Genomic DNA, 14298 nt, shown 5'->3' on the forward strand with positions numbered 1-14298 from the left:
AGCCTTCCGCGTCCCCCGCGAGCGTCACATGACTGCGTCACCGAGCGTCACCCGAGCGAAGCGATGAGGTCAGACTGATACGCGCAGGGCTGTGCTCAACGCCGATCGCGAGGTGATCCCCAGCTTGGGGAAGATCCTGTAAAGGTGGGAGCTGACGGTTCGATGAGACAGATAGAGCTTCTCGCCGATCTCCCGGTTCGTCAGGCCATCGGCCGCCATCTGGGCGATCTGCAGTTCCTGTGCCGTCAGCACGTCGCGCGCTTCACTGCTGCGCCTGCGGCTGCTCTCGCCGGAGGCCCGCAACTCCTGGCGCGCTCGCTCGCTCCAGGGGATCACCCCCAAGGCGTCGAACGTCTCGCGAGCCATACGCAAGGGCGCCCGCGACTCGGCCGTACGCCGCTGACGCCGCAGCCATTCACCGTAGGCCAGCTGCACCCGAGCCCGGACGAAAGGCCATCGCCGCAGGTCGGCCCCGAGCGCGGCGTCGAAGAAGGGCCCTGCCGCCGCCTCATCGGCCAGGACTGCCCGGGCGTAGCGCAGGTCGGCGTGCAAGGACGGCGACGGCGTGGTGAGCGCCACCGCCTCCAGTTCCTCGATGATGCCGGCCACCGCGCGACCTTGACCGCTGTGCACCGCGGCATCCGCGAGTTCGGCCAAGGAAAAGCAGCGCAGGGCCAGGTGGAAGGCCGGATCGGCGGGGTCGTGCATGCGCCGCAGATGGTCGAAGGCGTCGGCGTAACGTCCCTCGCCCAGCGCGGCGAACCCGCGCGCGAGCTGTACCGTGGCCAGCACGGGACGGGCTCCGATGGGCAGGGCCACCTGCTCGGCCGCCACCGCGAGGCTCTCCACACGACCCTGTTCGCCGCGTAGCGCCGCGAGCATCGCGCCCGAGGCCTGAGCGATGGCGTACATCAGCGGCTGGGATGTCTCGTGCGCCAGACGGGCGGCCTCCTCGGCCGCGGGGATGGCCACGCCCAGGTCGGCCAGCCGGGCCGCGCTCCACGCCTGTGCCCCGAGGTCTCGTGCCAGGAGGCTGAGCCGGCCCTGCGCGCGCAGGTCCGGCAGCGACGCGGCGCAGAATTCCTCCGACAGGTCGAACGCCCCCACCATCAGCGCCGAGCTGCCGAGCAGGCGGGCCGCCGGCCGGCCGCCGGTCGGGTGGGCGGCCAGATGGCGTAATCGCTCGATCACGACCTTGCCACGCTCGATCGGAGCCGCGAACGCCAGGCCCGTCAGCAACCGCCCGTCCAGATCGTCGACGGGCAGGCCCTCGGCCACGGTGACGACGCGTTGCCGCGACCGCTCGTCGGCATGAGCCCAGAAACATCGCAAGGACGCACTGGACAGGAGCTTCAGCGCGAGATCGACGTCCCCTTGCGCCGCCATCGTCTCGGCGAGATCGGCCAGTGAGTGCGCTGCCGCGCTGTCGTCACGGATGCCGTCCTCGAAGCTCTCGCGGATCCACACGATGCGGGCCTGCTGCCGGCCCGACAACTGCAGCCGCTCGCATTCGCCCAGCAGTCGCACGACGATATCGCGCCGTCCCATCTCGGCCGCGTGCTCGGCGGCCCGTACCAGCCGTTCACTCCGGTGAGCGGGATTCTCGCTGAGCCTGACCGCGTGCTCCAGCGCCGCGACGGCCGACAACAGGTCGCCCCGACGTCGCACGCTTCGGGCCGTGGCCTCCAACTCGGCGGCGATGGTCTCATCCGGCCTGGGGGTGGACGCCGCGCGGTGCCAGAGGCGACGGTCCGGCCGGCCGGCGAGGACGTCGGCCAAGGCGGCGTGCACCGCATGCCGCTGGGAGATGCTCGCCCCCTGGTAGATCGCCGAGCGCATGAGCGGGTGCCGGAACGACACTCCGGCTTCGTGCACGTCCACCAGCCGTACGGTGACAGCGGGAGCCAGATCGTCTGCCGTGACCGGGGCACCGGTGATCACCGCGGTGGCGTCGAGAGTCTCGGAAAGGGCGGTGCTGTCGTTGAGCGCGGCCACCAGCAGCATGGTCCGAAGGGTCGGCGGCAACCCCGACATGCGGGCGGTGAAGGTCTGTTCCAGCCGGGTGGTCAGTGGGAGCCACCCCGGCGGCAGGGGCCCTCGCCCGTCATGCCTTTCTGCGGCGATCGGCAGTTCGACCAGGGCCAGCGGGTTTCCCGCGGCCTCCCGCAGCAACTGTGCGCGCACCGTCGGCGCCAGGGCGGGGCTGTAGGCGTCCAGCAAAGCGGTCGCGGCGGCGCCATCGAGCCGATCGAGAAGCAACTCCTGCAGCCCCGCCCCATCCAGGGGACTCGGGAAACCGTCGCGTATCGCGGCCAGCAGCACGATCGGTTCGGAGTCCAGCCGCCGCGCGACGAACGCGAGCACGTCGGCGCTGGCGCGATCCAGCCACTGAGCGTCCTCGACCAGGAGCAGGACGGGCGAGCGGGCCGCGGCTTCCCCGAGAAGGTTCAGCGCAGCCAGGGCGATGAGGAACGGGTCGGGCACCCGGGCGTCGGTCAAGCCGAACGCCGCTCCCAGCGCGTCGCGCTGCGGGGCGGGCAGTTCCCCGATCTCGGTACGAAGCGGAAGCAGCATTTGATGCAGACCGGCGAAGGGCATGTGCGTCTCTGATTCCACACCGGTCGTCCGCAAGACCCGCATGCCACGCGCGGCCGCGATCCCCGCCGCATCCAGCAACAGGGCCGACTTCCCGATCCCCGCCTCGCCGCGCACCAGCATCGCCCCGCCGCTCATGCGGACGCCGTCCACGAACTCGCCGAGACGCCGCTGTTCAGACTCCCGCCCGAAAAGTGCTCTTACTGGCTGGTTTACTGGCATATAAAGCAATGATCGCTTGTACGCAGAGTCCCGTCCAGCGAGCTTGCCCTCAGGGCAGGAGCGGGCCGGTGTGCCGGGGTCGATGGCACATTCTTGGACTCAGCGCAGAGCGTTGAGCGTGCGGAACCCGGCCTGCAGTCACGTTGCGCTCGGTGACGCAGTCAGGTGACGCTCGCCCGGCGAGCAAGCCGGTTTCTACGGTTTGCGCCATGAACGCAGCGATGCCGGGGCTCCCGGCCAACCGCCTGCGACGCCCCGGCGTCGTCATCCCGATCGCGATGATCGGCATGCTCACCTACCTCACCCCTGCCGCCTCCGCTCAGGCCGCACCGGCGCACATCACAGCCATCGCCTCCAAGGCGCGGTCGAAGACCGGCTTCGAGCCGCGCGTTCCGGCAGGTTTCCGCGAGAAGAGAGTCCGGGTCGGCGACGTCGCGATCAATCATGTGCGCGGTGGACACGGGCCGACGCTGGTCCTGCTGCACGGATACCCGCAAACCTGGTACACCTGGCGCGAAGTCCTGCCCGAACTCGCCAAGCACTACACGGTCATCGCGCCGGATCTACGCGGAGCAGGAAAAAGCGACGCACCCGCCAGTGGCTACGACAAGAAGACCCTCGCCGCTGACCTGCACGGGTTGCTGACCACACTCGGCCTCAAGCTGCACATCAGGCTCGTGGGGCACGACATCGGCACAATGGTCGCCTACGCCTACGCCGCCGCCCACCCCGGCGACGTCACCAAGCTGGTCCTCAGCGAGGCACCCATCCCCGACAAGGCCCTCTACACCTTCCCCTCCCTCACAGCGAAGGGACCAGGCTTCTGGAACTTCGGCTACTTCAGCCTCACCAACGGCCTGCCCGAGCGCATGGTGAACGGCAGGGAAGAGCAATGGGTGGAACGCTTCGTCGACTCCCTCGAAGTCAAGAAGAACGGCGTCAGCGACGAACAGGTCCGCGAGTACGCCCGACACCTGCGCGATGACGCCCACCTGCGCGCGAGTTTCGAATGGTTCCGCGCCCTTCCCAAGGACGTCGCCGACAACAGCGCATACCGCACGAAGAAGCTCACCATGCCTGTGCTCGCCATCGGCGCCCGCGGCAGCCTCGGTGGCTTCGTCCCCACCCAAGTCCGCCGGTACGCCAGAGACGTGACCGGGATCATCATCGAGAACTCCGGTCACTGGATCTTCGAGGAGCAGCCCGAACAGCTCACCCGCACACTCCTGCGCTTCCTCCAGAAGAACTGAAAGGAGCTCCGCCATGTCCCCACAGACCTCGCCGCTCCCCCGGCCGGGAATCCGGATCCTGTTACCCTGACGCTGGCCATCCTGGTCACGGCTCTCTTCTCGCCGGCCGCCGCCTCCACCGCGGCGAGCCGGCCTACGGCCAAACCCACCGTGGTGCTGGTCCACGGCGCGTTCGCCGACGCCTCGAGCTGGAACAAGGTCGTCGCCCGGCTCCAAAGGGCCGGCTACCCGCGGCCCAGCGGTTCATGGCCAAGCGCGCCGGCGCGCACACCAGCGAAGCCAAGGAAGCCTCACACGTGATCGTGATCTCTCGCCCTGACGCCACCACCGCTTTCATCACAGCGGCAGCCCGCACCACCCGCTGATCCCACACGACACCCAGCGGACCGGACCGCGGCAGGCGCGATCCGCACCTGCCGCGGTCCCGGCCCTGGCCGCCCAAGCGCTCACCCGCGGACTCGGCCGGATCGTGACGGTCCAGGACACCGGCTGATCACCTCCACCACCCCGCTCCGCCTGTCCTACGTCCGCCCGCCGACCACACCTCTCGTCGACGCGCCACCCACCATCGGCCACAACCTACTGCGCGCCATCGAGGACGTCACCCGGGCCAACGGCCGCCCCCGGAAGGTGACCCACCTCATCTACTCCCACTCGCACGCCGACCACATCGGAGCCGCCTCGATTCTCGGCAAGGACGTCATCCGCATCGGACACACCGAGACCGCGAGATTCCTGCGCCGGGCGCGGACCCCAACCGGCCGGCGCCCACGCTCACCTTCGACGACCACCACGTCCTACGGGTCGGCGGCGAGGGTCTCGAACTGGCCTACCACGGCCCCAACCACTCACCCGACAACATCTTCATCCATGCCCCAAGCAGCAGACCCTGATGGTGGTCGACGTGCTCTATCCCGGTTGGGTGCCGTTCAAGAACCTCGCCGTCTCCCAGGACATCCCCGGCTGGCTGCGGGCCCACGACACCGCCATGAGATATCCGTGGCGCACCCTCGTCGGCGGCCACCTCGGCCGCCTCGGCACCCGCGCCGACGGACACCTGCAACAGTGATACCTGGCCGACCTGCGGGCCAGCGTCCGTGACACGGTCTCCAGCCTCGACCCGGCGCCGTTCTTCGGCACGGACGGTCCATCGGGCAACACGTGGGCGATCTTCGCCGGTTACCTGGACGCGGTCGCCCAACAGGCCGCCGCCCCGGTCATCGCCGGCTACCTCGACACGCTCGCCGCCGCCGACGTGTTCACCAAGGACAACGCTTTCGGCCTGCTGGAGTCCATGCGCATCGACACCGGCCTGCTCGGCCCCTTCGGCATCCGTCCCTGACCAACACGCCCGATCACGCCCGATCACCGGCGAAGAGCCAGCAGTCGTGGTCCCACGACGATGTTCACGTCATTCTGACGCCTCTCGGAGGAGGACGCACGGTCCGCAGATGCCTAAAGCGTTCAGCGTCCTCTGCGCTGGTAGGCGCGGAGCGACAGCGGGACGAAGATCACCAGCAGTGCGGCCGACCAGAGCAGGACGGCGGCCACCGCGTGCGCGAGTGGCCAGGCCACGTCCCCGGACGGGGCGCCCGGGTTGCCGAACAGCTCCCGGGAGGCGGCGGTGAGCGCGCTCACCGGGTTCCAGTCGGCCAGGAAGCGCAGCCAGCCCGGCATGCCGCCGGTCGGGACGAACGCGTTCGACAGCATCGTGAACGGCAGGCCCAGCGGCACCATCGCGTCGGCGACCTGGTCGTTCTTCACCACCAGGCCCACGTAGACGCCCACCCAGCTCAGCGCGTACCGCAGCACGACCATCAGCAGGAACGCCTGGGCCGCGGGGATCAGGCCGCGGTGCGGCTGCCAGCCGACCAGCAGGCCCGCGCCCACCATGATGGCCAGCATCAGCAGGCCGGTCAGCAGGTCGGCGCCGGTCTGCCCGAACGGCACCGCCGAGCGCGCCATCGGCATGGAGCGGAACCGGTCCATCACCCCGCGGGAGGCGTCGGCGGCCGTCCGTGTCATGACCCCCAGCAGCGCGGAGAAGGACACCATCGCGAACAGGCCGGGCATGAGGTACTCGCGGTAGTCGCCGCCGTCCGGCACCTGGATCGCGCTGCCGAAGACGTACCCGAACAGCACCACCATGACGGCCGGGAAGATCAGCGCCGCGACGAGTTCGCCGGGATCGTGCCGCAGCCGTCCCAGCTCGCGGCCGACCAGGGTCAGCCCGTCGGTGACCGTCCATCGCAGGCGGTCCAGCGGCGGGGCGAGGCCGGTCATCGGACGAGCTCCTTCCGGTCGGTGAGGCGCAGGAACACCTCGTCGAGGGTGGGGCGGCGCAGCCGCACGTCGGCCGCGGCGACCCCGGCGCGGTCGAGCTCGCGCACGATGCCGGCGAGCCGGAGGCCGCCGGCCGGCAGGGCGACGCTGAGCCGGTCGGCGCCGGTCGTCGTGGGATCGGTCCCGGCCAGGGCTTTCAGTACGGTCGCCGCCGGGCGCAGGGTGGCGGGGTCTTCGAGGACGACGTCGAGGCGGTCGCCGATGGTGGCCTTCAGCTCGTCGGGCGTGCCGGTGGCGATCACCTGTCCGTGGTCGACGACGGCGATGTCGTCGGCGAGCTGGTCGGCCTCGTCCAGGTACTGCGTGGTGAGCAGCACGGTGGTGCCGTCCGCCACCAGCTCGCGGACGTGGTCCCAGATCTCGCTGCGGCTGCGCGGGTCCAGACCGGTGGTCGGCTCGTCCAGGAAGAGCACCTCGGGGCGCAGGATGAGGCTGGTGATCAGGTCGAGGCGGCGCCGCATGCCGCCGGAGTAGCCGGTGACCTGCCGCTCGGCGGCGTCCATCAGGCCGAAGCGTTCGAGCAGCTCGTCGGCCCGCCGGTGCGCCTCGCGCCGGGACAGATGGGACAGGCGCCCGAACATGCGCAGGTTGCCACGGCCGGTGAGCTTCTCGTCCACGGCGGCGTGCTGGCCCGCGAGCCCGATCCTGGCGCGCACCTGGCCGGCCTCGCGGACGACGTCGTATCCGGCGATGCGGGCGTGCCCGGCATCGGGGTCGGACAAGGTCGCCAGGATGCGCACCGCGGTCGTCTTCCCCGCGCCGTTGGGCCCCAGCACGCCGCAGACCGTCCCTCTCGGAACGCTCAGGTCCAGCCCTCGTAAGGCATGGGTGTCGCCGAAGGACTTGTGCAGCCCTTCGGCGACCACGATCGGATCAGCCATGACCCCTCCACTGGGTACGTTGTACGCGGTTGCAGGTCAGGCTAGATTACTGGGTACTATGTACGCAACTGGGGAGGAGGAGACGGTGGCCGACGCCGAGTACGTGAACATCTGGATGCGGCCCGAGCGCCCCGCCCGCGGGCCGAAGCCGGTCTACAGCCGCGCGCAGATCACCGAGGCGGCGATCCGGATCGCCGACGCCGAAGGCCTTGAGGCCGCCACCATGCGGCGGATCGCCGCCGAGATCGGCGCCGGCGCGATGTCCCTCTATCGGTACGTCCCGAGCCGCGACGACCTGGTCGAGCTCATGGCCGACCGGGTGATGGGCGAGATCGACGTCACGGGCATGCCCTCGGGCGACTGGCGCGCCGACCTGACCCGCTACGCCGACGGGCTGCGGGCCATGTGGCTCAGGCACCCGTGGATCGCCACCGTGCAGCGGTCACTTCCCAGCTTCGGCCCCCACCAGTTGCTCCTGATCGAACGGCTGATGGGCGTGCTCGACGCCTTCGTCTCCATCGACGAGAACCTCGGCCTCGTGGCCATCCTGGCCGGCTACGTCGAGGGCACCGTCCGCGAGGAGATCAGCGCCGCCGAGGAAGTCCGCCGCAGCGGGCTCAGCGAGGCGGAGTGGATGGCGCGGAGCAGCCCGTACATCGACCAGGTGGTGAAGAGCGGGGATTACCCGATCTTCACTAAGATCGTGATCGAGGCGCGCCAGCCGCACCTGAGCCGCGACGACCAGTTCCGGCACGGGCTCCAGCGCGTCCTCGACTGCGTCGCCGCGGCCCTCGCGGGGGCCTGAGCATGGGGGTTCGTGGGCAGCGGATGGTGGCCGACATGGACGTGATCATCGCCGGCGGCGGGCCGACCGGATTGATGCTGGCCGGCGAGTTGCGGCTGCACGGGGTGCGGGTGCTCGTCCTGGAGAAAGAGCCCGAACCGGCCCCGTATGTTCGCGCGCTCGGCCTGCACGTGCGCAGCGTCGAGGTGCTGGACCAGCGCGGCCTGCTGGAGCGGTTCCTCGCGCTCGGCCGCCGGCACCCGGTCGGCGGCATGTTCGCCGGCATCCACAAGCCCGCACCCGGCGGGCTGGACACCGCGCACCCCTATGTCCTGGCCATTCCGCAGACCACCACCGACCGGCTGCTGGCCGAGCACGCCGCCCAGGCCGGCGCCGAGATCCGGCGCGGCTGCGCGCTGGCCGAGCTGAGCCAGGACGACGACGGGGTGAGCGTGGAGCTGGCCGACGGGACGCGGCTGCGCTCCCGCTACCTCGTCGGCTGCGACGGCGGCCGCAGCACCGTGCGCAGGCTGCTGGGCATCGGGTTTCCCGGCGAGCCCACCCGGGTCGAGACGCTGCTGGGCGAGATGGAGGCGACCGCGCCGCAGGACACCGTGGCCGCCGTGGTGGCCGAGGTCCGCCTGACCCACAAGCGGTTCGGCCTCGGGCCCGTCGGGGACGGGGTGTACCGCGTCGTCGTCCCCGCCGAGGGGGTGGCCGAGGACCGCTCCGTCCCGCCCGCGTTCGAGGAGTTCCAACGGCAACTGCGCGTGTACGCCGGCACCGACTTCGGCGTCCACTCCCCGCGCTGGCTGTCGCGGTTCGGCGACGCCACCCGGCAGGCCGAGCGCTACCGGGTCGGGCGGGTGCTGCTGGCCGGTGACGCCGCCCACATCCACCCGCCGCTGGGCGGGCAGGGCCTCAACCTGGGCATCCAGGACGCGTTCAACCTGGGGTGGAAACTGGCCGCCGACGTCAACGGGTGGGCGCCGGAGGGACTGCTGGACAGCTACCACGCCGAACGGCACCCGGTGGCCGCCGACGTGCTGGACAACACCCGCGCGCAGATGGAGCTGATCTCCACCACGCCGGGCGCCCAGGCGATGCGCCGGCTGCTGTCGGAACTGATGGACCTCGACGAGGTGAGCCGGCACCTGACCGAGAAGATCACCGCGATCGGGGTCCGCTACGACTTCGGCGACGGCCACCCCCTGCTCGGCCGCCGCCTGCGCGACATCGACGTGCGACAGGGCCGCCTCTACGCGCTGATGCACCGCGGCCGCGGTTTGCTCCTCGACCGAACCGGCCACCTCTCGATATCCGGCTGGACCGACCGCGTCGACCACCTCGTGGGCCCCGCCGACGCCCTGGACGCCCCCGCGGTCCTGCTCCGCCCGGACGGCCACGTGGCCTGGGCCGGCGACGACCAGCACGACCTCCTCGCCCACCTCCCCCGCTGGTTCGGCCCCGCCCGCCTCTGACCACCGGTACGGTGACCGGTCTCAACGCGGGGCGTCCAGCAGCACGACTCCGGATCCGCCGAGCGCGTTGCGGACCGACACCGCCGCGCGCCCCGGCAGGCCGAGAGAGCCGGACACCCGCGCCAGCGCGTCGGCGCCGAGAAACCGGGACAGGGACGGGCCGACAGGTGCGGTGGGCAGCGATGACCGCCCGATGAAGGCCAGAGCCGCGGCCAGATCCTCACCCGTGCAGCCACTGGCGCTCGTGTCATCCGGCGCATGCGCGCTGAGCTCGGCACCGAAGTCGTCACAGGCGTCGCGGCGGGCGACCAGGCTCCGGATCCGCCGCCCGCCGGCCTGACCGCCGGCCGGCCCGAGCACCAGCGCGGACACCGATGATCGCAGGTACGGCCGGTCAGGGCAGTCGAGCACGGCGAGCGCCCGCGTGGCCCCCGCCCCGACCCAGTCGCCGGCGATGACCGCGACGGCCGGCACCACGCCTTGGCTGATCAGATCCTCGGCGATCGCCAGCGAGAGCAACGAGGCGCCGGGGATTCCGGTCACCGCGATGTAGGGGCCGCGCAGCCCCCGGTCGGCGTGGTGCTGCCGCAGCCCGCCGGCGAACGTCATCCGGCCGGCCTCCCCGGCGACCTCCGGCGGCGCGGCCCCGCGCTCGATCGCGGCGAGCGCGTGCTCGGGAGACAGGTCGAGCAGGCTCGCGACCACCACCCCGAGTTCCCGCGACCCGGCCGCGCGGAGGCTCTCGTCGAGCAGTCGCCGGCCGCGGTCGATGAAGTCTCCGATGTCGACGGGCTCCGGTGCGGCCGGTGCGGCCCAGCGAACGGTGCAGTCGATCCCTGGGGTTCCCGGCGCGTCGGTCCGGCGATCACCGGGGCCGCCCGCCAGATAGGTTCCGATCGCCGGCACACAGGCCGCTGTGTCGGTGGACAGCGCAGCCGACAGGGAGGGAACGGCGATGCCGGCCGCCGCCGTCCGCTCGACCACCACGGCGACGGCCTCATGCCGGCCGGGGTCGCCGGCTCGGGGGTCCACGCAGACCACGACCATGGCGTCGGCCCGCCCGGAATCGATGAACAGCCGGGCGACCGCCAGCGGCGTCAGCCCGCAGTCGCCCGGCAGGCACAGCTCAGGGCCACGCGTGCCGAGCATCGCGGCTACGTCCTGGGCCAGACCGCCGGAGACGAAGCGTGCCACAGCGAGCAGGACGTCCAGCCGGCGTGCCCGCTGAGGGGCCGATTCGGTGATCGGCGGCAGGAAGACCTGCGGGGACCGCGCCACGGCGTGGCGGTCGGCAGCCGAGGTCGCGATCACCAGCCCGGCGCGCTCGCCCGCCGGCCCGGCGCGTTCGCCCGCTTCGCGAAAGCCGAGGCGCGAGCACGCGAGGGTGACCGCGTGCAGGGCCGGATACAGCCGGCGTGCCAGGGCGTTCTGCGCCCGGCGTCGCCCGCCGATCTCGTGGTCGGCCAGGGAAACCCCGTATCCGGCCGAGGCCGGCTCGCGGGCCGGCCGCGCCACCGCCTCGGCTCGGGCGTGCGAGGTGATCAGGGGACGCGACGCCTCAGGCATCCCTGATCCCTGGCAAGCCGAGGCCCTCGAAGGCGGACTCGGGGTAGATGTTCCACGCGACCTCCGCGAAGTCGATGGTCCGTGGTCCGCCCCAGACCACCGCGGTGATGAACGCGGCCCCTGCCGGAGGAGTCCACGTCACCCGCATCCGCTGGCGGCCCAGCGCCACGACCCGGCCCTGCACCTCGCCGATGGGCGTGTCCGCCGGGATGACCGGGCGCCCATCCTCGAACTTCGGCTCGCCGTGGTGCACCCGCACGGTGACCATCTCGGCATCGGTGAAACCGTGGTTGAAGACCTCGACCACGATGTGCACGGTTCCGTCGGGCTGCTTGTCGAAGCTGATGCTGCGGCTGAAGATCTTCTCCAGCGGATCCTTGCTCTGGTGCCGGAAAGGCAGAATCAGCATCGGATAGGGCTGCGCGTACTGGGATCGCCATCCAGGGCCGAGATTTCCCACCTTGAACGCCACGACCAGGGCACCGAGGCCGGCATGCTGATAGATATACGGCGTCACCGTGTAGCGGAAACTGGCATCGGGGACGGTGCCCCCGCTGACACTGATCGACAGAGATTCGGTCCGGGACAAGGACGTCATTTCCATGGCGCTGTCCGAATAGGATTCGCTGGAGCCCAGATTGAACCCGAATGATGCCGGCAGATAACTGAACAAGTGCGTGTTCATGAGCAGGTTCGCGCTGCTGCTCGCTGACGTCGCCACGAAGTAATGCTTGCCGACGGTGTCCTGATTGGTGTCACTGCGGTCGTAGGTATTGGTATCCGGCTGATCGTTGGTGACTTCCAGGCTGACCAGCGGCCGGAAAAGCAGCAATTCACTCTGCTTGGTCTCGTCCCAGCCGTCGAGCTCGACGTTCAGGTACGACAGCAGCACGCCCGGCTCATAGCCGGTACGGTATCCGAACTGCCGGTCGTAGGCGATGGGAGTGCCCTGCACCGGAATCGAAGAACCGGGAAAGACGACCATCAGCATCCCGCCCGACTCGGCGCCGCGGGACCGGCGGACGATCGGATAACGCCAGACCGAATAATCGACGGACATCGTCACGAGCCGGTCGAGCTGGGTGGGCGTCCGGCTGATCGCGACACCCATCGACGTGCTGTTGTCCTCCGTATGAGAAAAGCCATGGCCGTATGTCTTGCTCAGGTGGAAGTTGAGCATCGAACTGCTGATGCCGAGCGAAAGGCCGGCGTCGTCCGACATGACCCAGTCCTTGGACGAGGTGACCGACAGTCCTTTCACCTGGTTGTCCGACTCGGAGAAAGTGAGCGACGGCGCGATGCTGACGGTCTCCCGGTCGAACGGCGGGACCTGCAGGATCGCGAGCAGTTGACCACGCGACGACAACTGGGTGAGCACAGGCGGTCCGAGCGTGACGCTGAGCCCGGACAGGTCCACCACCGACCCGAGGACGCCGGGCGCCTTCAACCCCGTGACCCCGATCTGGGTCGCCGCGGGCAGCGTGGCCGGGGCCTCGGCATAGGGCGGGAACCGCAAGGTGACCGGGTCGACCGGCACGATGCCGGCGAAGACCTGCGCCTCGCCCTTCATGATGTGCGCGAGATCGCCCCCGGCGCCGAGGACCAGCACCCCGCTGGTGACCGCGTCGCCGAGAACGCCCGAGCCGAGCCGCAGGTCCAGACTCGCGAGCGGAGCCCCGCCTGGCCCGGCCGCGACGTACCGGCTGCTCGCCTCCCAGCGGCTGTGCTGCGCGTCGAAGCGCAGCAGCACGAAGGCGGCCGCACCCGTCACGCCGCCGTAGTCGGCCGGATAGGCGAGCACGAGCTCCTCTTGCCCGTTGTTGTCCAGGTCGGCGCAGGTCAGCCGGTACTGTCCCGACCTGGGCTTGGCGAACGCCGTATCGATCACCGCGACGGCGCGCTGCGCCGGTTTTCCCGCGTCGAACCCCTGCATGACCACGAACGGGGCGCCTGACGGCCCGGCCGCGGCCAGGATGAGCTGACTCCCGGCCGATCCGGGCAGCATTCTCCCCAGCGTCGCGGCCGCGCTCGATCCCGTGGCGACGTCCACCCGGGGCAGGTGGTGCACATCTGCCGCCGGAAGCTGCTGACCGGGGCTGAGTGCGGTCGTGGGGACCGCGAGAGTCGACAACGCGCCGGCCGCGCGAACCGTGACGAACAGCCAGGTCGTGAAGTCCTGGACCAGGATCCAGCTGCCGACCAGCGAGCCCAGGGGCGAGCCGGGCAGTGTCCAGGTGCTCGTGAGCCTTCCCGATGACGCGTCGAAGGCGCCCACCACGACGCCCTGATCCGAGGCCCCCGTGACCAGCACCACCTGGGTCTTCGTGGCAAGCGCGGCTTCGCCGGCGATCGACCGTACCCAGCTCGCCCCCAGCGGAAAGGTCGTCCGCCCGAGCGCCTGACCGGCCCCCGTCTGACCGGCCCCCGTCTGACCGGCCGCTGTCTGACCGGCCGCTGTCCGACCGGCCGCTGTCTGACCGGTCCCCGTCGCGGTGGCACTGAGCGACACGCGATCCAGGAACACCTCGCCGCCGACCTGCCGGACGAACCACACCTGCTGCGCGCCGGTACGGGAATCGTCGACGACGGTGGAGGCCACCACCTCCCCGTACGCGGGGAAGGGGATGCTGTCCGCGACCGCGATCCGCACGGCGGGGATGCCGCCCGCCTCGCCTCTTCCGCTCGCCACCGCCCCGGCCTCCGGCAGCCGGAACGAGATGCGGGAGAACACGGACCCCGCGCCGGCCCGGTCGGGCGTCACCAGATATCCGTCGAACATCCGGTACATCCCCGTATCGGGCAGAGGACCAGATTCCGTCATTTCAGGAAATCAAGGCTGCTCAGGCGCTCGATGACCACGCTGCCGACCGTCTCGTCCAGGTTCAGGTCGGCCGCGATCGTCGCGCCGGCCTCGTCGGGCGGTGCCGGAACGCGGACCGTGAACGGCGCCGTCGCCCGCACCGGCTCCTCTCCCGGCAGGACCGGCGTCCAGTACGACATCTGCGCCGTCAGCAGCACGTCAAGCGTGGCCGGATCCGCGGCGTAGGTGCCGCTGAACCGCCGATCGTCGGTGTCGAACCCCTCGAACCGGCCCGCCTTCAGGATGAAGAGCACGGGACTCACCGTCTCGCCGACCGCGACGGTCGCCTTGTAGATGCCTTCGATCGTGGCCATGC

10 protein-coding genes and 1 pseudogene are annotated in these 14298 nt (G+C 70.7%); 5 read left to right on the forward strand and 6 right to left on the reverse strand.

Going from position 1 to position 14298, the window contains the following annotated elements:
* Positions 1–69: 69 nt before the first annotated feature.
* Positions 70–2817, reverse strand: coding sequence for an ATP-binding protein (locus IEY87_RS35040; protein ID WP_189143110.1), 2748 nt, complete (start codon positions 2815–2817; stop codon positions 70–72).
* A 209-nt stretch (positions 2818–3026) separates the two neighbouring features.
* Here IEY87_RS35040 and IEY87_RS35045 point away from each other — a divergent pair, with 209 nt between their 5' ends.
* The 3 genes and pseudogenes from IEY87_RS35045 to IEY87_RS46290 all read left to right on the forward strand — a co-directional run bounded on the left by IEY87_RS35045 (position 3027) and on the right by IEY87_RS46290 (position 5136).
* Positions 3027–4067, forward strand: a complete 1041-nt coding sequence (locus IEY87_RS35045; protein ID WP_225277939.1) for an alpha/beta fold hydrolase — start codon at positions 3027–3029, stop codon at positions 4065–4067.
* Between the two features lie 591 nt (positions 4068–4658).
* Positions 4659–4751: pseudogene (locus tag IEY87_RS47335) on the forward strand (MBL fold metallo-hydrolase); the annotation flags it as partial.
* 208 nt (positions 4752–4959) lie between these two features.
* Positions 4960–5136 (forward strand): MBL fold metallo-hydrolase, encoded by a 177-nt coding sequence (locus IEY87_RS46290; RefSeq protein ID WP_225277940.1) that lies wholly within the window; start codon positions 4960–4962, stop codon positions 5134–5136.
* A gap of 395 nt (positions 5137–5531) precedes the next feature.
* Here the strand turns inward: IEY87_RS46290 and IEY87_RS35055 are convergent, their stop codons facing one another.
* On the reverse strand, positions 5532–6350 hold the full coding sequence (locus tag IEY87_RS35055; RefSeq protein ID WP_189143111.1) for an ABC transporter permease: 819 nt from the start codon (positions 6348–6350) through the stop codon (positions 5532–5534).
* Positions 6347–7291, reverse strand: coding sequence for an ATP-binding cassette domain-containing protein (locus IEY87_RS35060; protein ID WP_189143112.1), 945 nt, complete (start codon positions 7289–7291; stop codon positions 6347–6349). Before IEY87_RS35060 ends, IEY87_RS35055 begins: the two co-directional genes overlap by 4 nt.
* A 58-nt stretch (positions 7292–7349) precedes the next feature.
* Between IEY87_RS35060 and IEY87_RS35065 the strand changes: the two genes are divergently transcribed.
* On the forward strand, positions 7350–8096 hold the full coding sequence (locus IEY87_RS35065) for a TetR/AcrR family transcriptional regulator (protein WP_225277941.1): 747 nt from the start codon (positions 7350–7352) through the stop codon (positions 8094–8096).
* Positions 8097–8131: 35 nt separating this feature from the next.
* Positions 8132–9556, forward strand: coding sequence for a rifampin monooxygenase (gene rox, locus IEY87_RS35070; RefSeq protein ID WP_189143113.1), 1425 nt, complete (start codon positions 8132–8134; stop codon positions 9554–9556).
* Between the two features lie 21 nt (positions 9557–9577).
* Here rox and IEY87_RS35075 read toward each other — a convergent pair whose 3' ends face one another.
* The 3 genes from IEY87_RS35075 to IEY87_RS35085 form a co-directional block, all read right to left on the reverse strand.
* Entirely contained in the window at positions 9578–11122 is a 1545-nt protein-coding gene (locus tag IEY87_RS35075; protein WP_189143114.1) for a hypothetical protein, read from the reverse strand.
* Positions 11115–13772 carry a hypothetical protein gene (locus IEY87_RS35080; RefSeq protein WP_189143115.1) on the reverse strand — a complete coding sequence of 886 codons (2658 nt, stop codon included), beginning with the start codon at positions 13770–13772 and terminating at the stop codon, positions 11115–11117. Before IEY87_RS35080 ends, IEY87_RS35075 begins: the two co-directional genes overlap by 8 nt.
* Before the next feature lie 167 nt (positions 13773–13939).
* On the reverse strand, positions 13940–14296 hold the full coding sequence (locus IEY87_RS35085; RefSeq protein WP_189143116.1) for a hypothetical protein: 357 nt from the start codon (positions 14294–14296) through the stop codon (positions 13940–13942).
* Between the last annotated feature and the right edge of the window lie 2 nt (positions 14297–14298).

It is taken from the genome of Nonomuraea glycinis, from assembly GCF_014646515.1.
GTDB classification, from domain to species: Bacteria; Actinomycetota; Actinomycetes; order Streptosporangiales; family Streptosporangiaceae; genus Nonomuraea; species Nonomuraea glycinis.

Coding starts and splice junctions, on each gene's coding strand:
- IEY87_RS35085 (WP_189143116.1), bottom strand. CDS start 14,296: ATGGCCACGATCGAAGGCATCTACAAGGCGACCGTCGCGGTCGGCGAG.
- rox (WP_189143113.1), top strand. CDS start 8,132: ATGGACGTGATCATCGCCGGCGGCGGGCCGACCGGATTGATGCTGGCC.
- IEY87_RS35065 (WP_225277941.1), top strand. CDS start 7,350: ATGTACGCAACTGGGGAGGAGGAGACGGTGGCCGACGCCGAGTACGTG.
- IEY87_RS35060 (WP_189143112.1), bottom strand. CDS start 7,291: ATGGCTGATCCGATCGTGGTCGCCGAAGGGCTGCACAAGTCCTTCGGC.
- IEY87_RS35075 (WP_189143114.1), bottom strand. CDS start 11,122: ATGCCTGAGGCGTCGCGTCCCCTGATCACCTCGCACGCCCGAGCCGAG.
- IEY87_RS46290 (WP_225277940.1), top strand. CDS start 4,960: ATGGTGGTCGACGTGCTCTATCCCGGTTGGGTGCCGTTCAAGAACCTC.
- IEY87_RS35045 (WP_225277939.1), top strand. CDS start 3,027: ATGAACGCAGCGATGCCGGGGCTCCCGGCCAACCGCCTGCGACGCCCC.
- IEY87_RS35040 (WP_189143110.1), bottom strand. CDS start 2,817: ATGCCAGTAAACCAGCCAGTAAGAGCACTTTTCGGGCGGGAGTCTGAA.
- IEY87_RS35055 (WP_189143111.1), bottom strand. CDS start 6,350: ATGACCGGCCTCGCCCCGCCGCTGGACCGCCTGCGATGGACGGTCACC.